Below are 26,119 nucleotides of genomic sequence, written 5' to 3' on the forward strand. Positions count from 1 at the left end.
AAAACAACATTTGTTGAATATAATAATTACAATACAACAAATAAATCAAGCTCTGTGCATAATCCAGAAAAACCCTTTTTTCTGTGGCCTCTTTGCCGCAGCGTAGTTGATATATACTTTGCGAATGACGCGTCCACACCTAGCCCCTCCTACGACTTTTGATGATCTGATTCAACGCTTACAGGCCGAGTTTGCGAGCCTGCCACCGCAATTTCAGGTCGCTGTTCGCTATTTACTGGATCACCCAGCCGAAGTGCCTGTGGTCTCCATGCGCACGGTTGCTAGCCAAGCAGGTGTACAGCCCGCCACTCTGGTTCGTCTGGCTCAGTCATTGGGCTATAGCGGTTGGGCAGGGCTAAAAACAGTGTTTGTGCACTCACTGCCGCAAACTGTGGTGAAAGGCTATGCCGAGCAAGCACAACGCGTAGTACGCAGCAAACGCTCACCCAACAAGCAGCAGAAAATGCTGGATGCACAAATGCTGAACATCCAAGCGTTAGAAAATCTGAATACAGAAAAGCTGCCTGCTGTTACCGACATGATTCACAAAGCCAAGCGTGTGTACGTAGCGGGGTTTAGAGCCTCGTATCCACCTGCATTTGGTTTTCACTATCTATATAGGCTGTTTCGCCCTTCCGTTTATATGCTACGCAGTGATGCGGGCACATTGGAGATGGAACTACGCAGCCTAGGCCCCCAAGATGTGGTGTTGTTGATTGGCTTTGCTCCCTACTCTCAAGAAATCGTACGGGTATACGAAGCAGCTAAAGCGGCGGGTAGTCAAATCGTCGCACTGTGTGACAGTGCTGTTGCCCCCATTGCGCTAGAGGCCAATGGTTTATTGTTGTTCAACACCGAAACCTCGTCGTTTTTCCCCTCGATCACAGCGGCGTCTGCATTGATAGAAGTGCTGGCTGAACAATTGCTAGCACGTACAGGCATGCGCGCCGTCAACGATATTGCTAAAGCCGAACAGCAACTACACCACACTGGTGCCTACTGGGCCAAGCACTAACGACAAACCTACTCTGGGCACTCGCTAACATGGCATGCCCAGTGCATGCTCTACGCATATAACCGTGCCTTGCTGCGCCTGCAGCTATAGCGATTCATACCCCAATTAAGCAAATAAATTTGCATACAATTTTAAATGCAAATTTATTTGCTTAATCCTGTCAACTATCCCATAATGCAAAAAACGAAGCGCATACTCCCAGTGCGTACGTCTATCCCCATTTTGCCGGGCCTAGAACGATGTCCAGTCTTCACTATTTGCAGATCAGTGGCTCACACCATGAAATAGGTGTGCAACTTGGTCAATTCGGGGCGCAAGCCATCCACCAAAAACTGCTGCCCAGCGATACCTGGCAGCAGTTGCAAAAATGGTTAGGCTCTGCCGAACTACAGCACATGAAAGCACAGGTGCAAACCCACTTCCCCACCATTTGGGAAGAAATTGAAGGCCTCGCCGTAGGTTTGCAGTTGTCAGTCGATGAAACCTTTATGTGGAACTGTAGGGGTGACCTGTGGGCCATGGCGCCTGATGGTTGTACCACCGTGCAGCAAGTGACACCCCCGCACCGACGCATTACCCACAATGAAGATGGTGACCCTAGTTTTTATGGTCACTGCGCCATCGTACATGCCACGCCCAAAGAAGATACCGCTTTTGTATCCTTCGCGTACCCTGGCTCTATACCCGGCCACACCTTTGCTACCAACGTGAATCAGTTGGTCATGACGGTGAACAACATACGTTCATTAGATGCCAAGCCCGGTATTCCTCGCATGGTGTTGTGCCGTGCCATTCTTAGCCAACCCTCGGTAGAAGCAGCCATTCGTTTGCTACGTAGCCATGCGCGCTCAGGTGCCTTTCACCTTAGTTTGTGTGATGCGTATAGCAGCATACACAGTGTGGAATTCAATAGAGCTGACGTGTCGGTGGAACCCATTGAGCATCTGGGCTTTCACGCTAACCATGCCATTCATGCGGCACAGCGCGATTACCCACAAATCATCACCGGTTCATCAGGCTACCGGCAAGTACAAGGCAAACGCCTGCTACAAGATGCCCGTACCCGACCAAACAGCACGGTAGATGCGCTCGCCATACTCAGTAATCATGAGCACGACACCTACCCTATCTACAGACGTGAAGCGAACGACAGCGACAACGAAAACACCATGGCAACGGCTGACTTCTTGTTTGAGGGTCACAACCTTAGGTGGTCGGTCTATGACGGCCCTAGTCATGCACCGTTGTTCTCATTTACTGGCTTACAGCGTAACTAACCTATATGAGCATTTCTCGCCCTGCCGATCTAGAGGCCCTGCGCCAACTGGCTCACCATATTAGTGATCAAAACAGTTCCGTGCGTTTGGGGGAAAAGACGCTGACTGCGCTGGGCAAAATTTTGTCTCATCCGCAAGAGGCTGCACTGCTGTCCATCACAGAATTGGCCGAGCGGCTCTATATCAACCCCTCTTCCCTGACCCGCTTAGTCAAGAAGCTAGGGTTTAGCGGTTTTGCCGACTTTCAACGTTTGTTGCGAGAGCACTTAGCATCACAATCTTCATCGTTTTACAGTGTGCAGGCCACACAACTACTCAAAGCATCGCAGCCACAGTCTCCATTACACGCTGACGATGATGCGCTGGCACATGCCACCACCTTAGCCACAGAAGCCTGTCACACTATCCAGCACAGCCTGCAACTGCTGTCTGCCGAAGCTATTATCGCGGCAGCACAGGAACTCGCACACGCACCACGTGTGCGCATTCATGGCAAACGCCAATACAGTTCGCTGGCACAGTTTTTTTGTTATGGGTTAGGCCTCATTCGTAGTGACGTAGGGTTGTTAGACCCTGCTAACTTGGGTGCGGCTGAGGGGTTGGCACAGCTAGAACCCGGTGATGTGCTGGTCACCGCCAGTGTCTACCCGTATACCCGCGAAGTCATCGCTGTTGCAGAACTGGCAAACGTAGCAGGCATTACGGTGATCGCGCTTACCGACCAAGAGCTATCACCGCTTGCTCGTGCTGCCACACATACTTTTGTCGTGCCCTATCGCAATAACTTCTTCAACAACAGCATCAGCGCCTATTTCGTGCTCTCTGAAGCTCTGATCAACCAAACGGCACGTCAGCTAGAAGACACCGCCATCGCCGCGTTGGAGAAACGCGAAAAGTATCTTGTTGCACTACAAATAGAGCAGCCCTGAGGTATTGCCGCATCACCAGCACCTCAGGGCCCTCTTCTTCACAACAACACCTACTTATTTTTTATAAGCTATGGTGGGCAAGGTGATTCGCCAGTTTCACCAGCATCGCATCGCACGCCGCTAACTGCTGCACGTGGATGAATTCGTCTGGCTTATGGCCTTGATCCATACTGCCCGGACCGCAGACCACGGTGGGAATACCGGCTTGCTCAAACAACCCACCTTCGGTACCAAATGCCACCGTACCAAAATCATCTGAACCACTGATCAGCGCCAGCAATTGTGCTGCAGTGCTATCTGGCGGTGTTACCAACCCTGGGTAGGCACTGAGTGGCTGCATTTCAATACCCGTATCTGGCTGCACGGCTTGCATAGCAGGCACCAACTCGTTCTGTGCGTACTGCTGCAGTTCATCTGCCACGGTTTGCGCATCAAAATCGGGCAAAGCACGCACTTCAAAATCGAACTCGCACTCGGCAGGAACAATGTTTAAGGCTCTACCACCCTTAATCACACCGGTCTGAATGGTGGAATACGGCGGGTCGAAACGGGCATCGTGTAGTTCAGGTTGCGCCTGACGTTTACCCATTTCACCTAAACGCGTGATCAGTTGGGCAGCGTACTCAATGGCGTTCACACCATAAGGCGCATACGCCGAATGGCACGCGGCCCCTTTGATGCAGCAACGCATAGCCAGCTTGCCTTTGTGACCCAGTACTGGCTTCATTTCAGTAGGTTCACCGATCAAGCACAGACTGTATTTCAATGGGCGCTTAGCCAGCTCTGCCAACATAGGGCGCACACCCAAACAGCCTATTTCCTCGTCATAGGAAAATGCCAAATGGATGGGTGTTTTTAATTCAGTTTTGACAAACAACGGTACCGCTGCCAACACCGAGGCAATAAAGCCCTTCATGTCAGCCGTGCCACGTCCGTATAACTTGCTGTCGTGTTCGCTTAACTGAAAAGGGTCTACCGTCCAGTTTTGGCCATCTACAGGCACTACATCGGTGTGCCCAGACAGCACCACCCCGCCCCTGTCTTTGGGGCCGATGGTGGCAAACAAGCTGGCTTTGGTGCCCTCTTCGTTATGGAACAACTCACTCTCTACGCCGTGACTCGCCAAGTAGTCACGCACAAAAGTGATGAGCTGCAAGTTGGAATCTCTACTGACCGTCGCAAAGGAGATCAGTTTTTCCAAGATGTCACGGCTAGAGAGATTACTCATCTCCAGGTACCCCGTAGCTAGGTGCTGCTGTAGGGTTCAACGCGCGAGTTAAGTAATCTTGCATTTGGGGCTTGTAGGCATGCCACAGGGCTTCCAACTTATCTATAGGCGCTTCGTCTGCCCAATCCACACGCAGATCCACCATAGGCCAGCTCACGTCACCCGCAATTTTCATTGCAGCAGAGTGCACAGGGCCTGCTTCACCACCAGCGGCCATCGCTGCTTGCATGGCAGCAAGCAATCGATCAGCCAACATGCCGATGGTGGTTTCAAACGCCTTGGTCATGGCTTCAATCACCGCCTTGCTGGACAGCAGGTTGCCGGCCGCAACACATTGCTGCCCTTCAACGGCGTGATAAATCCCCAATGCTTCACTACCACTGAACAAAGCAGTACGCCCTTGTGCATCCACCACCGTTACTTGGCGGTAGTCGTTCCAGTCGTCTGTGGATAGCGCCTGTTTCAATGCATCTGCTGCACCCAGCTTATGCTGCTGCAACTGATCCAACACACGATGCCCCAACGCTGGCAAGGTCACATTCTGAGTAGCTACTACGCCCACTCCAGCACGCACCCATGGGCAACGCGCACCCACGGCAATACTGGAGGAACTAATGGCCACACCCAACTGACCGGTTTCTGCACAACGTCCAATAATAGAGAAGGTCATGGTCTGACTCCTTACTTAGGCTTTGCTGGCTTCCCAACCTTCAGGGATCACAGCGATTACATCAATTTCCATCAACCACTGGGGCTGGCCCAGCGCTACAACTACCAAACCGGTAGAAATGGGGTACACACCTTTCAGCCATTTGCCCACTGCTTGGTACACCGGCTCGCGGTAGCGCGGGTCGATGATGTAGGTAGTGGTTTTCACGATGTGTGACAGGTCGCTGCCGGCTTCTTCCAGCAACTGCTTCACGTTTTTCATCGCTTGTTCGGCTTGCGCAGCAGGATCGCCCAAACCCACCAAGTTACCGTCAAAGTCAGTACCTACTTGGCCACGAACATAAACAGTGTTACCAGCACGTACGGCCTGGCACAGATCGTTGTCCAACGTCTGGTTAGGGTACGTGTCTTTGGTGTTGAACATACGGATACGAGTATGTGTAGGCATTGCGTTATTCCTCATCAATGGAATGCACTATTAGGTAATTACTCAGCGGTTACCGCTTGGGCTATAGGGTTTTCTTCGTGGTAAGCACGGTAGGTTTGCTGTGTAGCAATGTGACCGGCTACGTGTTTAGCGTCATGCCATACACCCCAGATAAAGGAGGAGCCACGACGTGACTGCCATGGCAAGCCCAAGAAGTACACACCACGCTCTTCTGTAGACACACCGCGCTGATGCAATGGTTTGCCTTTTTCATCAAAGGTTTCCACTTCCAACCAGCTGTAGTCAGTGGCGTAGCCCGTTGCCCAAATAATGGTGCGTACACCCGCGTTGATCAGGTCCAGTTCCAGCACAGGGTTCACCATGCAGTCTGGATCAGCCAACAGCGCACGCGCTTCTGGATCTTCAGGCAAATCCAAACCGTTACGTGTGACATACTCATCCGCTGCATCCAACAAGGCCATCAAGTTGGCATCGCCAGCGCGAATGTTGTCGCCCAAATCATTTTGGAAAGACACTTTGCCGTCGGCAAACGATTTAGTCAGACCTACCAGTTTCATGCCTTGGGCAGCCAATTTGCGGAAGTCGATGGTGTAACCACCATTAGCGCCGCTCACGGCAATGGTCACGTGCTCACGACCGGGGGTGACTTTCTCTGCATCCCACAAGCCCAACACGCCCAACCACCAGCAGAAATCACGGTTACGGTAGCTACGTGGTGGACGGTCGTGCGGGCCTACTGACAGGTAGACATCACGGCCTGCACGCAGCAATTCTTCTGCGATCTGCACACCTGATGAACCCGCACCGACCACCAACACACCACCCTCAGGCAACTGCTCAGGGTTCAGGTATGCCGCAGAGTGAATCTGGTGCAAGCGCTCATCTTTAGGCGCAATCGCAGGAATCACTGGGCATTGGAAAGGGCCAGTTGCCACCACCAAGTTCAACGCATCAAACACACCAGCGGAGGTTTCAACGCGGAAGCCTGGGCGGCCTTCGTTGCGTACAGCGCGTTTTACTTCTACGCCAGTACGAATGGGCGCATCAATTTGTTTGGCGTAGGCTTCAAAGTAATCAGCAACCTGATCTTTGCTCGCGAACGCATCAGGGCTGATACCTTGGAATGTCAAACCAGGAAAGCGATCGTGCCATGCTGGGCCGTTAGCCACTAGGGAATCCCAGCGGCCTGTACGCCAGCGCTCGGCGATACGATCACGTTCCAGCACCACGTGTGCCACACCCAATTTGCTCAAATGCTCACTGGCCGCAACACCAGCTTGGCCGGCACCAATCACCAGCGTATCAATGGATTCAATAGTCATTTTTCGGTTTCCTTCTGAACGGATATAGTCCGGCAGCGTTATCTCGCTGCTACAGCTGCCACCACACCTGCCCGGTATATGTTTGCGCTGCGTTAAATATCAAAATTAGAGTTACGACGGCACTGCTCTATCAGTGTTGGCGGTCAGGCCATGTACTGGCCTGACACGCTAGGAAAATCATGCAGTTTTGGTGCTCAAACCTGTTACGGCGCTACGCTGTGTCAATGCACTCACCACGAATACAGTGATGGAGTTCAAGACCAAGGCGATCAAACCGATGTTGATGGCGTACAGGTTAAATTCGCTGAAGTACATGGCGAACACAGCTGCAATACCTACCAACAAACCACTCAATACACCTGCTGCAGTCGCTCGTTTGAAGAACACGACAGACAACAGACCTGGCAACATCTGGCCAAAACCGGCATAAGCGGTGTTCATCAGGTTCAGCATCAAGCTTGGCAATACCACGGTCAGAATCATGGAGATGATCAGGTACACCAGAATCACGATCTGCGACAAACGCTTCTGTGATTGCAGAGGCACGTTGCTCACCAAGTTACGGGTAAAAATACCGCCCACTGACAAGGAAATTACCGAGATCAGAATCAAGCCAGACAACGCTGCACCTGCAGCCACAAAACCTACCGCCCAGCTTGGCAACACATCAATAGCCGTTGCGATAAACGCGTGGTTAGGGCTTGGCAGATTCGGAATCTTCACCATGGCGTAGTAGGCTGCTGCAATCAGGAACGGGAACATCAGCATGTACAGAGGCATGAAGCGTTTAGCGCGCTTAATACCGCCTTCGGACTTACTGGTGAACAAGATCGTGATCATGAATGGCAAGCAGTAGAACGCCATGGACTGGAACACGATGGTGGACATAGAGAACACCACTTCATCTTGGTTAGCGTACGCAATGGACGCACCTTGATCACGTGCTGCAGTAAACAGTTCTTCCACACCACCCATTTTGTGGAACGCCGCCCAACCCACACCTACAATCGCGCCAAACAGCAGAATGTCTTTCAACACAGCAATCATGGCGGGTGCTTTCACACCAGAAATAGAGATGTAGATAAAGGCAATCGCACCCGCAATAATCACTGCAATCACAGGGTCAATTTCATAGCCCAGCGCATTCAATGCCACGATCAAACCTTGGAATTGCATTTGTGCCCAAGGGATCAAGAACATCAGGTAGCACACTGCCACTACCAGTTCCAAGGTACGGTTTTTGAAATGGCTTTTAAACAAATCGGGCGCGGTCATCGCATCGTAATGCTTACCAGCTTTCCAGATTTTGGGAGCCAAGAAGTAGCCCACAGGGTAGATCAACAGCAAGAAAGCCATGAACCAAATACCGTAGTTCACGCCTTTGGCATAAATACTGCCGGGCAAACCAATCACGGTTGCCACACTGTAGATTTCACCTACGGCCAAGAAGAACAGGATGATCACGCCAAACGAGCGGCCACCCACCAAGAAATCAGCCACGTCCCCTTTCTTGGCATTGCGATTGACCATCAAGGCCAACAGCAACGAGAACAGGATGATTGAAATGAAAATAAAAGCTGCCATGAGTATTCCTTAGCGATTGTTGTTATTCGTCTTGGTAGTCTTTTTTATCCAATAACCACGCTGTGGAAATACAGATGGTGGTCAGGAAGAACCACAAGAACACCCAGAAATACAAAGGCGGAAAACCTAAGATGAACTCGGTACTGAAACGAAAATGGTAAATACCCAGCATGACGCTGGCGTAGGGAATGATCAGCCCAATAAATAGGCTCAAGAAACGTCTTGTCATGACCCCTCCTCGTGTGATGACTTGATGAGGTTGTGATGCTAGCGCAGGGATGCTTCAATCCTTAACTACTAAAAAGCTTGTCAAGCCATAAGCTAAATATCACTAGTCAGGCTAAGCCGCGCCACGATTGGGCTTCAGGGATATGTAAAAAACTCAATCTTTTAAGCTTCTAGGGAAAACCCCAGCGCCAACAACCGCCCTCAACATTGCGTTATGAGCTCTCAATTGCCGGTATTTAACGTAAAAATCCCTCACGCATCGCTTTTCAGCCCCTACAATAGTGGCAAGTACACCGGTGCAAGGACAAGCACCCCAAGCAGGAGGGCCTCATGGCTTTCTACACATTACGACAACTCAAATACTTCGTGACCACCGTACAAGCCGGTAGCGTCGCAGGCGCATCACGCCAACTGCATATTGCCCAACCTTCCATATCCAACGCCATCAAGAACCTGGAAGACAGTTTTGGGGTGCAATTATTTATTCGCCACCACGCGCAAGGCGTAACCCTCACCTCTAGTGGCGAGCGTTTTTATCGCAAAGCGGAAGAACTGCTGCGCATGTCTTACGAGTTTGAGCAAAACGCGCTGGCCGATAACGATGTGGTCACCGGCAAGATAGATATTGGCTGTTTTGAAACCGTGGCTCCGCTGTATTTGCCAATGCTCTTAGCAGAGTTTCGTGATCGTCATCCCGGGCTGAATCTGCGTCTGCGCGATGGTGATCAGCAAGACTTGGTACAAGGGCTTACTGCAGGTACATTTGACTTGGTGTTTCTGTACGAGCATGAGTTAGACGGCACCATCGAAACAGAACCCTTAATGCCGCCACAAAAGCCCTATGTCTTGCTACCCGAAAACCACCCTTTTGCGCAGCAAGAAAGCATTTCCATGTTTGATCTGTGTGCCGAGCCCATGATCTTGCTGGATATACAGCCTAGCCGTACTTTCTTTGTCAGCTTGTTCCACGATCTGGGGCTAACCCCCAATATTGTATTTGGCTCGCCATCCATTGAAATGGTACGCGGCATGGTAGCCCAAGGCTTTGGTTTCTCGCTGCTGGTAACGCGCCCGGTGATTGACCGCACCTACGACGGCAAGCGCATTGTGTGTGTGGATATCAAAGAGCCAGTAGCGCGTTCAGGCCTTGTGTGCGCCCGCTTAAAACGCACTCAACTTACCAAGCCTGCCCAACTATTCTTAGACTTCTGCCGCACCCGTCTATCGCAACTGGACGCCGTCGGGCGACTGCCACCGCCCCTAGACTGACGCTATTTCACGAATCATAAAAAACGCCCCACTACGAGGAAACTTCCTGTGTGTGGGGCGAACTCACTTATCCACGTTTTACCGCAATTTAACTACTTAGAAGTGCCACTCAGCCTGCAGCATAGGCGCTGTAGTTTTAATACCCGGTTTTAGGTTGCCATTGGCCATGTAGCGGTTACCAAATTTGTTATGCCAGTATTCGTAGCCCACGCCTAGCCAGAAGGTGTTTTTGGTGTCGAACATCACCTTACCCACGTCCATCATCAACGAGGCACGCACAAGCACTTCAGACTTAGTGCTGATACCTGCATAGTCACGACCTTTGGGGCTGTTGTAGTTAGCAAAACCTTGGAATTTGAAGGGTACAGAACCCACATCAAAGGGTAGATTCCACGTCAAGCTGGCCATAAACTGCGGATCAAACGAGGCATTACTGTCTGGACACGCCGGAGCACCCAACCCGCAGTGGTTCCACTCTTTACCGTACATCAGACTCAAATCCAAGAACCCACGAGGCACATCAAACTTCAAGGTAGGCCCTATCACCAACAACCGCTTGCGCGGGCCAAAGGCCGTGTTTTTAGTGTTCAGGTCAAACCCAGCGGTTAAGGCTACATCTCTCACGGGGCCAAAGCTTAAGTCCGTATCAAATACTTTGCCCATAGACAACTGATGACGGTAGGTAGCGTAGAACTCGGTCGCCCCGTTATTGCCACCACTAGAGGGGTCCGCCTTGCTGGATTGCAGCATGTCTACGTTGAAAAAATTTTGGCCGTAGTTATAGCCGCTGACGTGCGTGAAGCTGAGAATGTTTTTGGTCACATCCTTATCGTTCATGGGCTCGTGAAACTGTGTGCCATAACGATAACTAAAGAAGTTGTCGCTCCATGTGATCGCTTGTGCGGATGTGCTGAACGCTGCCATCGCCACTACTGATGCACCCAGCAGCGTAGTACTTAAGGTTTTCATTATTGTCTCCCCTTCGTTCTAGAGTGCGCCGTAGATCTTTGTCCGTTGTAGACGCACCTTTGGTGTAAAAAATCGTAGTGTTTACTTTCTTTTGATTACCAAAAAGGAGGTGGCTGGGCGTTAACCCTTAGATGAGCTAGCCACCAAAGCAAGAAGGCTGCCCACCACCGGACAGCCTTCTATGTTTTTTTCGTTTAGTGCTGAGAAGCCAGCTGTTGTGTAGAGCTAGGTTCCTGAGTGAGCAGCCTAGGCCCTACCTCAGTAGGGGTGGCTGCAGCAGGTGCGCTGCTGTCTTGTTTACGACGCTCTGGGCGGCTGATGCCATTGAAGAACAGGTTCAATGTGATTGCCGATACCGCCGCCAACAAAATACCACTGTGCAGCAACGGTGCCAGTACGCTAGGCATTTTGTCCAGCAAGTGTTCTGCTACCAGAGGAATCATGCCCATACCCAAGCTGATCGCCACGATGTAAGGGTTGTAGCGGTTGCTGTTCAGATCAGCGGACATCAGGATTTTGATACCTGTAGACGCCACCATACCGAACATCACAATCCCTGCACCACCCAACACATAGTTAGGGATAGAGGCCACGATGAATGCCATTTTAGGGAACAGACCTAGGGCAATCAGGAACACACCGCCCATCACACATACCCAACGGCTACGTACACCCGTCACACTCACCAAACCCACGTTTTGCGAGAATGAGCTGTGTGGGAACGTGTTCATCACACCGCCAATCAAGGTACCCAGACCATCCGTAGACAAACCACGTACCAAGTCTTCGCGGCTAGGTGGGCGACCACAAATAGAGCCCAGCGCCAGGAACATACCCAGCGATTCCACCATGATCACCACCATGATCAACGACAAGATAGCAGCAGCACCCAATAAGCTCCAGCTCAGTGTAGGCACACCAAAGGCGAAAGGTTTAACAATCGCAACCCAGCTTGCATCGCCCAAACCATCAAAGTTAATGCGACCTTGAGCCAGCGCAATAAAGAAACCCGCCAACAAACCAATTAATACGGCCACGTTAGACAAGAAGCCTTTAGCGAATTTGGTGATTCCCAAGATGATCAACAACACGACCAGTGCCGTACCCAAGTTCTGCATAGAACCGTATTCTGGGTTAGCAATCATTTGACCGGTTACTTGATCTAGGATTTGCGGCTTACCGCCCCCTACCCACTCCAACCCCACACGCATCAAGGTAATACCAATCACGGTAATGATGATGCCAGTGACGACTGGCGGGAACAGCCCCATCATGCGACTAAATATAGGCGCAATCAGAATACTGAAAATACCAGCCAAAATAGTGGCCCCGAAAATCCCCGTCAACCCTAGATTAGGATCCAGACCAATTGCAATCATGGGGCTCACCGCCGCAAACGACACACCCATCATCACCGGTAACTTAATGCCAAACACGCCTACCCCACGCGCTTGGATAATCGTGATCAGACCACAGCACAACAAGTCTGCATTAATCAACAAAGCAATCTGCTCTTTGGTCAGACCCAGCGCGGCACCGATAATCAACGGCACAGCCACCGCACCCGCATACATGACCATCACGTGTTGAATGCCCAGCGTAGCCAGACTACCTAGCGGTAATTTCTCGTCTACACCACCACAATCGACCGGCTGGCTTTTCTCTGTTTGAGCTGACATCTAGGGTCTCCTTTTTAATATACGTTCAGACTCCCTACATATCCCCAGAAATGGCCTATGGCCGTCAAACAGGTTTAGAGAGTCGGTCAGGCTTCGGGCTTGTTATGTTTGTCCCTTTGGGTTGTGATGACCACAACCACAGCCTGTACATGCTGCGATGTCTAGCAGCACACGCATAAAGTTAAAGGAAGGGTGATATCACCGAAAGGTGGTACGGTTTAATAAGTGGAATATGCAAACGCTTATAGCCCCGAAGCGTTTTCTTGCATTTGCTGATAGAGCCGATGAAATGGGGCTTAGCGTGGGTATAGCGTGATGTATATGCCACGTTTTTCTACGTTTTTTAGCCCTTAGGGGTATTGCCCATCTAGTAGGTGCAAAAAAAGTATGTTATTGCCCGTTTGCTTAATCCTGCGCAACCGTAGCCTGATCTCCTTATCAGGCTATCTTCCTTCCTGTCGTTGACGCTAGTTTAGCGTCTAGAACTTACCGCCGCCCCTGCAGAAGCGATAATCACTGCCGCAATGCCCAACCACTGTAGGCCTTGCAACTGCTCGTGCAAGAAGAGCAGGCCAAATAACGCCGCAAAAGCGGGTTCTAAACTTAGCATCATGCCAAACACGCTAGCAGGCATGCGCGTTAACGCCATCACCTCTAAGGTAAAGGGAATAGCGGTAGACAACACACCCACCGCTAGCGCTACTGGAATCAAAGAGGGGTTTAATAAGGACGAACCTGCCGTCCACACACCTACAGGTAGCACCACCAAGGTAGCAATTAAGGTCCCCCATGCCGCCGTAGACGTACCGTAGGCAGACCCCGCTTTCTTGCCGAACACGATATAAAGAGCCCAGCACCCACCCGCCGCTAACGCAAACAGCATACCAATGGGGTCTAAATCTACGCCGCTTACGCTAGGCAACAGCAGTATCAAACCGCCCGCCGCAATCACCACCCAGACAATATCGCGTATACGCCGGGAGCCCGCCAAGGCCACCACCAGCGGCCCTAGAAACTCTAGCGACACGGCAATACCCAATGGGATCGTAGACAGCGATGTATAGAACAGCATATTCATCATGCCTAATGACACGCCATACGCCAGCAACGCTTTAAACTGCCCACTGCCAGACACCGGCGTACGCCACGGGCGCAGCACCAGCATCATTAACATTGCGCCCACAGCTAGACGCAGCGTTGTAGTGCCCAACGCCCCCACAGCCGGAAACATGCTCTTTGCGAGCGTTGCCCCAAACTGCAGTGACGCCATCGCCACCAATAACACACCAATCGCAAATAATGGCACCGACACAGGCGATGCAGTAGGCTTATTCAACACAACAACCATCAAAGAAAACGAAATAACCCTTGTGCCTAAACGCACAAGACCCGTGCTAGCAGCAGAACTGTAGAAAAAACAGTATGACGCTGTGTTTACGACCGCTTGGTGACTCTGCCCATTCTAAGTACCCAGTACGCAATTAATCCTATCACCACACCCCAAAACGCTGAACCCAAGCCGCCCAGCGACATACCGGATGCCGTCACCAAAAAAGTAATGACCGAAGGCTCTATATAGGTAAGGTCATCGGCCAATAAACGTATATTGGCCACGATAGCTCCTATTAAGGCCAACCCTGCCAATGCCGACACTAACGCCGCTGGTATGGCCGAAAAAATCAGCACAATACTGCCGGCCAACGTACCGCCAATTAGATAGACCACACCACTTGCAATACCTGCCACATAGCGTTTTTCTGGGTCGGCATGGCTTTCTTTACCTGTACATAATGCAGCGGTAATAGCGGCCAGCACAATGGTGATGCCACCAAAAAACGCCACCGCCATAGACGCTAACCCTGCGCCCGTTACCACGGCTCGTGACGGTGCGTTGTAACCTGCCAAACGCATGACCACCATACCGGGTAAAAACTGGCCTGTCAGGCTCACCACTACCAACGGTATGGTGAAACTGAAAAACACTTTTAACGAAAACTCCGGCATGGTGAAAATGGGAGTACCCCATTCCAGACTTAAGGTATCCAACTGCGTATGACCTTGCAGATACGCCATCAAAAAACCCGTAATCGCGACCAGAATTACCGTGTAGCTAGGCCATAAGCGTTTGCTAATTAAATACACGCCCAGCATGGCAAACACTACCGAGGGCAAATCCATACTGGCCTGAAAGGCTTGTATACCAAACTGGAACAAAATCCCTGCCATCATGGCTGCTGCAATCCCCTTGGGGATGTATTGCACAATGCGTTCAAAGTAGCCGGTGAAACCAATCACTGCCGTAATTACCGCAGCACTGAAATACGCCCCCACCACTTCTGCCATGGAAATTTCAGGGAATAAATTAATCAGCAGTGCCGTACCTGGTGCAGTCCACGCCGTAATAACGGGCATACGCAACCACAAGCTCAGCACCAGACCACTCACGCCCGACCCAATGGAAATTGCCCAAATCCACGAGCTCAACATTTCTGCTGAAAAGCCACCTACGTGCGCTGCCTGAATAAAAATTACCAACGGCCCACAATAGGAAATCAACACAGCCAAAAAGCCGGCCACCCATGCCGACAACGACCAATTCTTCATCTAGATGTCTCTCTGTTTTATTCTCCGCCGTCAGTACTGTACACCCATCTTTTAGCCTTAGCGAAAACACGACATTTTGCTGAATTTCTTTTGCGTCTTTCATGCATCTGGATATAGACTACTTAGTCTAATTTCTAAAAATCCTTTTTAGGGGCCTGCTGAGCCCCCGAGGTCTGTACCCCTTCGTGGTACGTAGCTAGGCCGCCATTCCTTTTATCGTTACCTCACCAACCTTACTAACCAGTTAGGTTGAAACCAACCATTTACGTCGTCACCCCACCTGTGTGATGACACTACTGTTGAAAATTCCGTCTTACCCTTTCGGAGCGTTATAGTGTTACGTCGCTTTGAGGGTCTAGTTGACCCTTTCCCCCCAATGGAAAGCAAAGTCCCCCCAAAGGGCTTAGCTTCGTTTCTTTGGTATTGCACGCAGGGTTCGCGCAAGTACCTAGCCTTATTGGCGATATTCAGTGCCAGCGTCTCTATTTTTGAGGCATGGCTATTTGCGTTTTTAGGCCAAGTCGTCGATTTGTTGTCGGTGTGGCAAGCGGGCGAGCCGCTGTCTAGCAATGAGCAAACTGTGCTGTGGAGCATAGGTGCCGTGCTGGCAGGTAGCGTCTTACTGGTCGCGCTGCACACCTTTGTACAGCATCAAACCTTGGCGATTAACTTTCCATTGCGATTGCGTTGGAACTTCCACCGCCTGATGCTGCGCCAAAGCATGTCCTTTTTCTCGGACGAGTTTGCAGGCCGCGTGACCACTAAAGTCATGCAAACCGCCTTGGCCGTGCGAGAAGTGCTATTCACCTTCATTGAAATCGTGCTGGGCATAGGGGTGTACTTCTTAACCATTCTGGCCTTGGCCGCTGGTTTTGACATACGCCTGATTATTCCCTTTGTGGTCTGGATCATCGCCTTCTGCTTAACCATGTGGTATTTCGTGCCACGCTTGGGGGCAGTCGGTGCAGAGCAAGCCCACGCCCGCTCGTCCATGACTGGCCGTATTACCGACGCCTACTCCAATATCACCACCGTCAAACTGTTCTCGCACACCAAGCGTGAAGCACTGTTTGCACGCTCGGCGATGGAAGACTTTCAAGAAACTGGCTACAGGCAAATGCGCCTGATCAGTATGTTTGAAATCGTTAACCAAATACTGGTTGCAGCCTTAATTGCGAGTGCTGGTGGTTACGCCTTACTGCTCTGGCATAACGGTGAAATCGGTACAGGTGCAGTGGCCGCCGTAACGGCAATGGCTGTGCGTGTAAACGGCATGTCACACTGGATTATGTGGCAAATGGCTTCCATGTTTGAAAACATTGGTACGGTGCAAGATGGCCTAGGTACGCTCACACGCGCCGCCTCGGTACAAGACGCCCCCAATGCCACAACACTGGAGGTTAAGCACGGCGAAGTCGCCTTTGATCAGGTGAGCTTTAACTACAACGGCGAACGCCAAGTGTTAGACAACCTGTCACTAAACATCAAACCCGGTGAAAAAATCGGCTTGGTGGGACGATCGGGTGCTGGTAAATCAACGCTGATTAATCTGCTGCTGCGCTTTTACGATGTAGACAGTGGCCAAATCCGCATTGATAACCAAAACATTGCTACCGTCACTCAAGACAGTTTGCGTAGTGCCATTGGTATGGTGACGCAAGACACATCGTTATTGCACCGTTCTATTCGCGACAACATTGCCTATGGTCACCCTGATGCCACGGATGAAGACGTACGCGCGGCCGCTATTCGCGCCCAAGCAGACGAGTTTATCCAGCAGCTTAGCGATCAACACGGCAAAACTGGCTACGACACCATGGTGGGTGAACGCGGTGTAAAACTGTCTGGCGGCCAACGTCAGCGTATTGCCATTGCTCGCGTGATGCTGAAAAATGCCCCTATCCTACTGTTAGATGAGGCAACCAGCGCGCTGGATTCAGAGGTGGAAATCGCCATTCAAGACAGCTTGAACGAAGTGATGGCAGGTAAAACAGTAATCGCTATTGCGCACCGTTTATCTACCATTGCGGCCATGGACCGCTTAATCGTGATGGACCAAGGTCAGATCATCGAAGAAGGCAGCCATGCCGAATTGCTGAAACTAAACGGTGTATACGCCCGCCTGTGGCATCACCAAAGTGGTGGTTTCTTAGCGCAAGACGAGTAATTCACGTCACAAAAAAGCCCCAGCAATGGGGCTTTTTTTATGGCTGTCATAATCAATATGATTGATAAATCTCGCCATAGAGAACTATATAACTTCTAATATTTCAAAAGGCAGCGAACATTACCGCTTAGCTGAAAAGTAATGCGCCGGTGAGTCACCAAACACCTTACGGAACATGGCGATGAAATTGCTGGGGGTGGCGTAGCCCAAGGCATCAGACACCTCTGTCACCGATGCTCCACGCGCCAACAAATCTAACCCGTGCATTAACCGCATTTGCTGACGCCACTGCCCAAAGGTATGGCCAGTTTCTACCGTAAACAACCTACGCAGGGTACGCGGTGACATGGCCCCAAACGACGCCCATTCATCTAAGCTACGCGTGCTGCCTGGGTCTGCAATCATGGCATGCACTACCCGTACCAAACGCGGATCACGTGGCATGGGTACATGCAGTGACTCATGCGGGGCGCGTCGTATTTCATCGTGAACAACCGCAGCAACTCTGTCTTGCTCTGGTGACATCAAAGGCTGTATTTCCCACTGTACGGCCCGCTTCGCCAATGCCCGCAATACGTCACTAATCACCACCACACAAGGTGTTTGCGGTAACCCATCACAAAAATCCAGCTTCATGAACATCGTCCACCCGCTCATCGCGCCACTCACACGCACTTTGTGAGGCACATTAGGCGGCACCCACCCAGCTCGGTAAGGCGGTAGCACCCACGAGCCATGCTCGGTTTGTATCTGTATCAGCCCCGCTTCCACACAAAACAACTGCCCACGTATGTGGTGATGCCAATCGTATTCACGAGTGCCCAGTCGGTATTCCGTTGTTGCACTGTCGTCACCCTGAATGGCGATCACCGAGGGGCCGTCTTGCCACTCGCTGTAGTCGTCGCTGGGAGTTTCTACGTGTGTATTCATCTTGGCCATATTTCATTGTTTTGAGTCCTTTTACCGTTATAAAGCATGGCGATTCCTGTGTAAACATAAACCCATATCACTTTCTTGCCTAAGAAAGACATGACCAAACAGGAGTCAATCATGCACACATTACATATCGCTATCGTAGGCGCCGGGCTAGGTGGCTTGGCGCTGGGGCAAGCACTCAAACGTGCCAACATCGCTTTTACTATCTATGAGTACGACCTGGCGCTGGACTCTCGTTCGCAGGGTTACCGTATCCGTATTGATGCCGAAGGCCAGCGTGCATTAGCCCATACCTTGCCACCTACGCTGTACCAACTATTCAGACACAGCGCATCGATATCGTCTACCTCTGGCAGTTTCCTAACTCCACAGTTAACCCCTGCTTTTGGACGTGTTCCAGAAAGCTGGCATGACGATGCCGATGACTCTGATTCCCTAGATGCTGACCTCAGCATTAACCGACGCACATTACGTGAGATTCTGATGTGCGGCATAGAGGAGCACATCCATTTTGGATACGGCCTAAACCACTACCGAGTGCTGGACAATGGGCGCGTAGAGCTGCACTTCAACGGCCACAAAGCCTCCGCCTATTGCGACGTATTGGTAGGCGCCGATGGGGTGAATTCCAAAGTGCGGGCACAACTTGCACCCGATGCCATCCCCACCGACACAGGTGCGCTGTGCATCTATGGCAAAACAGACGTTGCTACAGTAGAAGATAAAACTGCCGCCCTGCAAGGCACCAACATCATTTTTGCCAATGGTTTCACCGCTATTTTGGATGAAATGCGCTTTGCAGCTGACCTCGCCACACAAGCAGCCAACACCTCGCCTGCATGCACGCTTAGCCCTGTAGACGACTATTTGTACTGGGCGATTATCGGCCCTCGCAGCACCATAGGTGTACCCGTCACACACGATGCAGCACCAGCCATACATCACACGCTGGCAGCCCTCAGCACCGATTGGCACCCTGCTCTACAACAGATGCTGCAAAACAGCGATGCTGCTGGCATTGCCTCGCTACCCATCCGTAATGGACGCCCTGATGTGACGTGGCCCACCGGTCCCGTTACTTTATTGGGCGACGCCATACACGCCATGAGCCCGGCGGGCGGTTTAGGTGCAAACACGGCATTACGTGATGCTTTGGCGCTTGCCGATGCCCTCATCGTTGCTCAACGTGGCGAAAAAGAGCTCTCTGCGGCCTTGGCCTCCTACGAAACCGCTATGCGCGACTGGGCGAGTGCGGCAATAGAAAGCTCTGATCGTGGCGCTGCAAAACTATTTGAATCTGCCACTACCGCCCAACACGCATAAGGCTACATTTACATAAGGCATGACTATGTGGACTACTACCTTACAGCTTCACGATGCGTCTTCATTTCCTATTTTGTATGCCACCGAAAACGAGCAGAACCCATTGCTGATAGAGCAATGGCAGCAGGAAATGAATACGCTGATCAACCAAGACACTGCATTTGTGATTATCTTTCCGCCGCATCACGCGGCAGAAGATACCACCATCACAACGCTAAACGAGGCGGCCAAACAGGCACGTAAACAACGTGCCCTGTGGGTCAAGCAGCACCGTAATCGCTTAGCGCATACCTGCAAAGGGCTCATTACCATTGAAGAAAATAGCGTGAAGCGCGCGGTTGAGATCGCTAAATTTGCGTTGCTAGAAAAAGCCTTTGGGGTGCCGTTTAAGGTGACAGCATCAAGGGCCGCAGCTCATCAACTAGCTATGGAGCTATTGGAGCGATAAGCAGCCTTAGCAATGCATGACTCATTAAGGCCCACCTAAAAACTGGGCCTTTTTTAACTCTAGAACTGCCCGCTACGTTGCCTTAACGTCTAGCCCCTTCCCCTCCCCTATGCAACCAACCGAAACCTGAATTTGGGCTGGCTTGTACGTAGTCCTACCGTGTGACGAATTTCTCTTTAGGAAAATTCTGATGGATCTTTGGGATCCAGCCCATGTTTCAGCCCTAAAGATTTTTAGATCATGAGTGTTTATTCACGCTAGAGCCTTTTATTTGTGTCGCCTCATCACAAGGCCTGCAACGCTGACCGCAGTAGATGGCTCGATTAAACAGAGACCCCTATGCCAATACGACTAAGCCCCATCATGATGGGCCTGCTTGCTGCATCCTTGCCTTCGCTCACGTCCATAGCGTGGGCAGCAGAGCACGGGCAGATTATTGTGGACGATCCTACAGGTAGTACGCATCGCACCTTAAACCCTGGCGATACCGTGACCTTCTCCGGCAACGGTGCCGCTATTGATGTTTCAGTGAAAGGCAACACGCTAACTGCCGATCAGGTCACTATTAAGGCGGGTAACAATGCAGTAGGGGTGCGCGCTCAATCTGGCAGCAAGGTTTCTCTTTCAAACAGTAATATTGAGAGCCATGCTAACTCCGCCCTACATGCCAAAAACTGGGAAAGCAGCATTACCGTAACGAACACCAACATCATCGTAACAGGTGCCTATAACTCTGCCGTTTATGCTCAATCTAGCAGTCAAATCGAGCTAGACGGCGGCTCTATCAAAACTACTGGCGATCGTTCCAATGGCCTTAAAGTAGAGGGCGTTAACTCTAGCCTCATAGCTAAAAATTTATCCATCAGCACTGAAGGTAATGGTTCATACGGAGCAGAGCTCAACAACGGTAGCTTAACGTTAGAAAACGTCAAAATAAAGGTGAGTGGGAACACCTCGTCAGCCATACTAACCTCTGGTGAAAATTCATTTTTATCACTACTCGACACACATATAGAGTCACAAAATGGTCTCGGCGTAAACCTTGCAAGCGGTAAATTTGACATGGAGGGGGGCTCTATTACCTCAGCCAGTGACGCTATTTATCTCGGTACTATCTACGGCAAACCAGGAGCCTCAGCCACACTCAAAAATGCAACACTAGTTGCGAATGGAGGTTATCTCTATGGCATCAACATTAACTCCGAAAATGCCTCTGCCGTGCTTGAAAACGTTTCTATATCCGTTACAGGCACGAGAGGAGGTACAGGTGTCTGGCTACCCGCTCTAGGCACATCCTTAAAAGCCAAACACTTCAGCATTAACTCCTCCGACATAGGCATTGATAACCGCGCTGGACAAGTCACGCTAGAAGATGGAAGCATCACCACGCAGAACACAAACGGCTATGCCCTCTATGTTTCTAGAGAATTCGGCTCATCCGCCACTGTCAAAACCAAAAACGTGCAGATCGAAACCTTTGGTCATAGCGGTGTGGCTGCGCTAACCCGTGCTTCAGGTGCAGAAATCCATTTAGAAGACAGTTCAATCACTACACACGGTGAAAACGCCTACGGTTTATTTGCCAGCGGATTTAACTCCAAGCTCACCACCCGTAATACCAGCATCACCACCGAAGGCGAAACAGCTCACGGCCTGTCCATGAGCAACCGAGCCATCATCGATCTAAACAACACAAAAATTGATGTATTAGGCGCGGACGCTCATGGCATTTGGAGCTACGTCACCGCCGCAGGTGTCGACAATGCTTTCTCGCTCAATAATGGTTCCAGCCTCAGCACCCAACATGGTGTCAGCCTACTACTGACTGGCGGTAGCCACGCCATCACACTGGATAATGCCAGTATCACCGCTCGTACAGCAGGTGAAGAAGCGAACGGCATACTGCTATATACTCGTGCAATAAGCGTTACCAGCGGTGGGGTCACCACAGATATAGACACAGAACAAGTAGACCTAGATGCCACCAAAGCCACACTAACTGGTGATGTGCTGATGGACAGCGGCGTTATTGATATTGCCCTGAAAGACCACTCCACCCTCACAGGCGCCTTACGAGAGCGAGGCACTGGCCGTATTAATAGCCTAAGTTTGGACCAATCCAGCAAATGGAATGTACGAGGTAACTCAACCTTAGACATGTTGAATAACATGGGCGTTGTAGCATTTGTTTCTCCCGACGCTAACGGCACCTTCAAAACCCTAACTGTTAAAGACTACGTGGGTGGTGGCACATTGGTGATGAACACCAAATTAGGCGACGACAATTCACCTACCGACAAGCTCATCATTGATGGCGGCACCACTACTGGTAACACCGCCTTGCGTGTGCTTAATGCCGGTGGTTCAGGGGGACAAACAACGGAAGGCATACGACTGGTGGAAACCATCAACGGTGGCACAACCACGACCGATGCCTTCCATTTAGACAGCGGCTCAACTGGCTACCGCTCCAGCACCACAACGGTGGCCGTGAATGGCTATGACTACAGCCTACTACGCGGCGGCAATAGCGGCACTCAAGACGATTGGTACCTAACCTCAGAATACACTCCGCCGGTAGACCCAGAACCTCCAGTCGATCCTGAGCCGCCTGTAGACCCCGAACCGCCCGTAGAGCCACCAGTGGATCCTGAACCACCCATAGAACCGCCAATTGTGCCGCCTGTGGTTCCACCAGTAGTCCCAGCATTCAAAAACGTGTCACCAGAAAGTGGCGCGTATATAGGTAACCAACTAGCTGCCACACGTTTGTTCATGCACTCACTGCACGACAGATCATCCGTCAGTAGCGACTCTGTCGACCTGAGTGATGGCCGTCGCATGTGGGCACGCGCACAAGCTCGTCACGACAGCGGTTTGCGCATGGCCGAAGGCAACGTACGCATCAAAACCGACAGCACAATGTTGCAACTTGGTGGCGACGTGCTAAGACGCTCAATAAATACTGAGGGCGCATTCTATGCAGGTGTCATGGCAGGCTATGGTGACGCCCAAACACGCTCCACCTCTACTATGCGCGCGCCCACAACTGGTGTCGCATCACAAGTACGAGCCAAAGGTAAAGTCTCTGGTTATTCGGTAGGCGTGTACGGCACGCTATATCAAAATGACAGCACCCGCTTAGGTGCATATGGCGATGTATGGCTGCAATATGGACGTTACTCAAATCGTATTAACAGTGAACTGGGTTCTGCCAGCTACCACTCAACTATCTGGACCGCCTCGGTTGAGTCTGGCTATGCATTCCAGCCCTTCCCTGCCGATTCAGCACTCAGCAACCTTGTAGTAGCACCTAATGCACAAGTGGTTTACTCCAACTACGACGCCAAAGATGTCACGCTACAAGGCACCAGAATGCGTAGTGGTAACGATGACAATTGGAACACTCGCGTTGGCGTCAGGCTCTACCCACATGCTAAGCCCGGTACAGACCAACCTAGCCTGCTACCGTTTGTAGAAGCTAATTGGCTATACAACGGCGACACCGCTTCAGTACGCATGGGGACCAACACCTTAGATGCACAGCCATCGCGTCATGCACTGGAGTTGAAGCTGGGGGTACAAGGCCAAGTTAGCTCTAGCGTCGATATTTCTGCTCACCTGTTCGGCCAAACCGGCAGCCATAGCCAGCGCGGTTATGGTGGTATGTTGAAGGTGGGGTATCGCTGGTAAATAAATAACGCCTTAATCCTAATTTCAGGTTGTGGATGGCACCCACAACGCTATATTTTTAATCAGGGAGAAAGTAAGCTATCTTACTTTCTCCCTATTTTTATTCTGAAGGTAGCCATGGGCAACGCGTCCACACGAATCAGACATTGGCTATACGCCTGTTTCCTCTCGCTCTGCATGCTTCCGCTTGCAGCACACGCCTCTGCTCCACAAGCCCCTGCAGCAGAGCCGAGGTGGCAACATCAGGTTCGTTCACTCATTTCCAGAAATGTAAGCTACCCCGCTAACGCCCGCGTAGCAGGTGCCTCGGGTAAAGTAGTGGTACATCTAACGGTAAAGCGTGATGGCTCTATAGAATCACTTGAGCTCGTTGAATCCGCAGGAAATCGAGACCTAGACAGTGCTGTACTTAACGCTATTAGACGGGTTAGACAATTTCCACCCTTTCCTGAAGAAATGGCTGGTCAAGACAGCGTAGCCTTTGCAATACCTATTGATTTCCACCTCGACACCCCATCCCCTAATCCCTATACCCCACCCACTGCCCGACCCAAGGTCAAACCGTCGCCTGCTGCAGATGCATTTGCTGAGTTTCTAAAGTCACTATCAAAACCAGCGAACTCACGATAGCCACCGTATCCTTACCCCTACTTTTGCGATGGAAGCGGCCATGAGCAATGCGACTTTTACCATTGATGCAGATCTAATCCGGTTCACACAGCCAGCTCGCTCTTTAGCCATTGGCTACCGCACGCTTGCGCAGCAATGTTTTAGTCACACGCCCCCAACGCCCTACGAAGTAGAGATGGCGATCGCCACGGTAGAAGATCACATTGAGTCCATGCCTGAACTACTGCAAACGGCCTCGCAGCAAGTCTGTGCTGATGCTTATCTGCAAGACATAGTGCGTAGGGCAGGTGGCGAACAATCACTCAGTCAGCTTGAGCTTGAACACCTCTTTAACCGGATGGCAGATGTAGTGTCGGGAAGCCCGATGAAAGACGGTGAGTTTCCCGATGATAAGAACTTCTTTAGTTATCTGCTGATCGTGCGAGAACTGTCGCACCATTTGGGGATTCAGCGCATTACTATTTCGTCGTAAGAGCCTGCGCCAACTTCTGTATGGACAATGGCGCACTGCCCTCAGCATCGTTGCTGATGGTTACGTAAGCAGGCTGCCCCGCCCCAGTAATCCCACGAATAGTACGCGCTAACACAGCGCGAGTAGGCTCATCCTCGCTGAGAATGGCATCAAAAGGATCATGCTTTTTCTGCGCATCCGCATAGCCGTATGCACCAAAGATGCGATTCAAACTCCACCGGCACACCAACGGGCCCGGCCATAACGCACGCAGTATAGGTAGTTGTGCTTCTATAGGTGGCATTTTCCCGTGCAGACCTAGGCAGAACGTGGCCCCATGCGCCTTTAACGTATCCACCAAGGCTTGTCCTAAAAGTTCGGGGTCTCGTACTTCGACGGCAACAACTATCCTATCACACCCATACAACCCTTCCCGAACTGCCGCCAGCATATGACCCATTTTTTCAAATAACTCAGCAGTGCGGGTCAACCAGCTCAAAGGTAAAGGACTTAGCTGAAACACTAGAACACCTAGCTTGTCCCGTAACCCCTCTAACGCAGGCCGCACAAAATCTCGTATAGCTAGTGAGGGATCAAGAAAACTAGGATTCAGCTCGCGCGACCTACCTTCTTCGCTACGCACCTGAGCATCAGTAATACTGGCGGGACATTTCACCACAAAGCGAAAATCATCACTCACCTGCCCGGCATACGCTGCATACTGACTGGCCGTTAACGGACGCCAGAAGGTGCGATCAATACACACCGTGCGTAACAGCGGATGTTGATGATAGGCCCCTAGGCCATGCTTAGACAGCACACTAGGATCGTAATCGCCATCCCAGATCAGCCCATCCCAGCCGGGGTATGACCAGGTAGAAACACCAAAACGCAGTTGTTCTGGAAGCTGCTGCGCAAGCGATTCCCACTCTTTTCCCGCAGGAGCAGGCAGCACTTTGGCTGTGCCTTTGCGTGCGGCAGTCGTAGGTTTCTTACGTGAAGTCGCCGGTGTAGCGGCGGCGGTCTCAGGCAACGGCAGCGCATTGCCGAAAAGGTCGTCTTGCATACTGGTCTACGGGCACTGAATTAAGCGTGAACACCACCGTACAAAAGCTATGCTTCGCCAGTAAGCGAGCAAACGTAATAGCTAAAGCGGGGTATCAAAAGTGACATTTCCCTAGCCAAATGGCATCAGGGATAAAACACTTTATCGCATTTCAATCAAGTGTAGTGCGTAGAACAGTGACGAG

At 51.2% G+C, this 26,119-nt stretch carries 22 protein-coding genes; 10 read left to right on the top strand and 12 right to left on the bottom strand.

The window, feature by feature from the left end:
• Positions 1–124: 124 nt before the first annotated feature.
• The 3 genes from AC3QL0_RS14580 (at position 125) to AC3QL0_RS14590 (ending at position 3,221) form a co-directional block, all read left to right on the top strand.
• Complete coding sequence (locus AC3QL0_RS14580; protein WP_493009123.1) at positions 125–1,015, top strand: MurR/RpiR family transcriptional regulator; 891 nt, start codon at positions 125–127, stop codon at positions 1,013–1,015.
• A 239-nt stretch (positions 1,016–1,254) separates the two neighbouring features.
• Positions 1,255–2,292, top strand: a complete 1,038-nt coding sequence (locus AC3QL0_RS14585; RefSeq protein ID WP_493009124.1) for a C45 family autoproteolytic acyltransferase/hydrolase — start codon at positions 1,255–1,257, stop codon at positions 2,290–2,292.
• Positions 2,293–2,297: 5 nt separating this feature from the next.
• On the top strand, positions 2,298–3,221 hold the full coding sequence (locus tag AC3QL0_RS14590) for a MurR/RpiR family transcriptional regulator (RefSeq protein WP_493009125.1): 924 nt from the start codon (positions 2,298–2,300) through the stop codon (positions 3,219–3,221).
• A 61-nt stretch (positions 3,222–3,282) separates the two neighbouring features.
• On the opposite strand, the gene argE is transcribed toward AC3QL0_RS14590, so the two are convergent.
• From argE to AC3QL0_RS14620, 6 genes are all read right to left on the bottom strand, one after another.
• Positions 3,283–4,449, bottom strand: a complete 1,167-nt coding sequence (argE, locus tag AC3QL0_RS14595) for an acetylornithine deacetylase (RefSeq protein WP_430221002.1) — start codon at positions 4,447–4,449, stop codon at positions 3,283–3,285.
• A complete protein-coding gene (locus AC3QL0_RS14600; RefSeq protein WP_493009126.1) occupies positions 4,442–5,119 on the bottom strand; it encodes a DUF1028 domain-containing protein in 678 nt (225 codons plus the stop codon). Before AC3QL0_RS14600 ends, argE begins: the two co-directional genes overlap by 8 nt.
• A gap of 15 nt (positions 5,120–5,134) precedes the next feature.
• Positions 5,135–5,566 (bottom strand): RidA family protein, encoded by a 432-nt coding sequence (locus tag AC3QL0_RS14605; RefSeq protein WP_166407454.1) that lies wholly within the window; start codon positions 5,564–5,566, stop codon positions 5,135–5,137.
• 38 nt (positions 5,567–5,604) lie between these two features.
• Positions 5,605–6,888, bottom strand: a complete 1,284-nt coding sequence (locus tag AC3QL0_RS14610) for a flavin-containing monooxygenase (RefSeq protein WP_493009127.1) — start codon at positions 6,886–6,888, stop codon at positions 5,605–5,607.
• A 177-nt stretch (positions 6,889–7,065) separates the two neighbouring features.
• Positions 7,066–8,472 carry a sodium:solute symporter family protein gene (locus tag AC3QL0_RS14615; protein WP_493009128.1) on the bottom strand — a complete coding sequence of 469 codons (1,407 nt, stop codon included), beginning with the start codon at positions 8,470–8,472 and terminating at the stop codon, positions 7,066–7,068.
• Positions 8,473–8,494: 22 nt separating this feature from the next.
• Complete coding sequence (locus AC3QL0_RS14620) at positions 8,495–8,701, bottom strand: DUF3311 domain-containing protein (protein WP_135861959.1); 207 nt, start codon at positions 8,699–8,701, stop codon at positions 8,495–8,497.
• A gap of 329 nt (positions 8,702–9,030) precedes the next feature.
• Between AC3QL0_RS14620 and AC3QL0_RS14625 the strand changes: the two genes are divergently transcribed.
• The gene (locus AC3QL0_RS14625) at positions 9,031–9,969 is read left to right on the top strand and encodes a LysR family transcriptional regulator (RefSeq protein ID WP_493009129.1); all 939 of its coding nucleotides are present in this window, start codon (positions 9,031–9,033) and stop codon (positions 9,967–9,969) included.
• A 96-nt stretch (positions 9,970–10,065) separates the two neighbouring features.
• Here AC3QL0_RS14625 and AC3QL0_RS14630 read toward each other — a convergent pair whose 3' ends face one another.
• The 4 genes from AC3QL0_RS14630 to AC3QL0_RS14645 all read right to left on the bottom strand — a co-directional run bounded on the left by AC3QL0_RS14630 (position 10,066) and on the right by AC3QL0_RS14645 (position 15,221).
• Positions 10,066–10,938 carry a hypothetical protein gene (locus AC3QL0_RS14630; RefSeq protein WP_493009130.1) on the bottom strand — a complete coding sequence of 291 codons (873 nt, stop codon included), beginning with the start codon at positions 10,936–10,938 and terminating at the stop codon, positions 10,066–10,068.
• A gap of 194 nt (positions 10,939–11,132) precedes the next feature.
• A complete protein-coding gene (locus AC3QL0_RS14635; protein ID WP_493009131.1) occupies positions 11,133–12,617 on the bottom strand; it encodes a nucleobase:cation symporter-2 family protein in 1,485 nt (494 codons plus the stop codon).
• A gap of 472 nt (positions 12,618–13,089) precedes the next feature.
• Positions 13,090–13,887: an EamA family transporter gene (locus tag AC3QL0_RS14640; RefSeq protein WP_493011006.1), complete on the bottom strand. Its 798-nt coding sequence runs from the start codon at positions 13,885–13,887 to the stop codon at positions 13,090–13,092.
• Positions 13,888–14,051: 164 nt separating this feature from the next.
• On the bottom strand, positions 14,052–15,221 hold the full coding sequence (locus AC3QL0_RS14645) for a benzoate/H(+) symporter BenE family transporter (protein ID WP_493009132.1): 1,170 nt from the start codon (positions 15,219–15,221) through the stop codon (positions 14,052–14,054).
• 334 nt (positions 15,222–15,555) lie between these two features.
• Here AC3QL0_RS14645 and AC3QL0_RS14650 point away from each other — a divergent pair, with 334 nt between their 5' ends.
• Positions 15,556–17,388, top strand: a complete 1,833-nt coding sequence (locus AC3QL0_RS14650) for an ABC transporter ATP-binding protein (protein WP_493009133.1) — start codon at positions 15,556–15,558, stop codon at positions 17,386–17,388.
• A gap of 120 nt (positions 17,389–17,508) precedes the next feature.
• Here AC3QL0_RS14650 and AC3QL0_RS14655 read toward each other — a convergent pair whose 3' ends face one another.
• Positions 17,509–18,318 carry an AraC family transcriptional regulator gene (locus AC3QL0_RS14655; RefSeq protein ID WP_493009134.1) on the bottom strand — a complete coding sequence of 270 codons (810 nt, stop codon included), beginning with the start codon at positions 18,316–18,318 and terminating at the stop codon, positions 17,509–17,511.
• 120 nt (positions 18,319–18,438) lie between these two features.
• Between AC3QL0_RS14655 and AC3QL0_RS14660 the strand changes: the two genes are divergently transcribed.
• The 5 genes from AC3QL0_RS14660 (at position 18,439) to AC3QL0_RS14680 (ending at position 24,890) form a co-directional block, all read left to right on the top strand.
• The gene (locus AC3QL0_RS14660) at positions 18,439–19,647 is read left to right on the top strand and encodes an FAD-dependent oxidoreductase (RefSeq protein WP_493009135.1); all 1,209 of its coding nucleotides are present in this window, start codon (positions 18,439–18,441) and stop codon (positions 19,645–19,647) included.
• Between the two features lie 25 nt (positions 19,648–19,672).
• On the top strand, positions 19,673–20,095 hold the full coding sequence (locus AC3QL0_RS14665) for a hypothetical protein (protein ID WP_493009136.1): 423 nt from the start codon (positions 19,673–19,675) through the stop codon (positions 20,093–20,095).
• A gap of 339 nt (positions 20,096–20,434) precedes the next feature.
• A complete protein-coding gene (locus AC3QL0_RS14670; RefSeq protein WP_493009137.1) occupies positions 20,435–23,788 on the top strand; it encodes an autotransporter outer membrane beta-barrel domain-containing protein in 3,354 nt (1,117 codons plus the stop codon).
• 177 nt (positions 23,789–23,965) lie between these two features.
• Positions 23,966–24,418 (top strand): energy transducer TonB, encoded by a 453-nt coding sequence (locus AC3QL0_RS14675; protein WP_493009138.1) that lies wholly within the window; start codon positions 23,966–23,968, stop codon positions 24,416–24,418.
• Between the two features lie 40 nt (positions 24,419–24,458).
• On the top strand, positions 24,459–24,890 hold the full coding sequence (locus tag AC3QL0_RS14680) for a hypothetical protein (protein ID WP_493009139.1): 432 nt from the start codon (positions 24,459–24,461) through the stop codon (positions 24,888–24,890).
• Here the strand turns inward: AC3QL0_RS14680 and AC3QL0_RS14685 are convergent.
• Positions 24,877–25,935 carry a DUF72 domain-containing protein gene (locus AC3QL0_RS14685; RefSeq protein WP_493009140.1) on the bottom strand — a complete coding sequence of 353 codons (1,059 nt, stop codon included), beginning with the start codon at positions 25,933–25,935 and terminating at the stop codon, positions 24,877–24,879. The genes AC3QL0_RS14680 and AC3QL0_RS14685 overlap by 14 nt on opposite strands.
• Positions 25,936–26,119: the final 184 nt, after the last annotated feature.

This window comes from Paenalcaligenes sp. GW821-LYS-B07-1 (genome assembly GCF_058803365.1).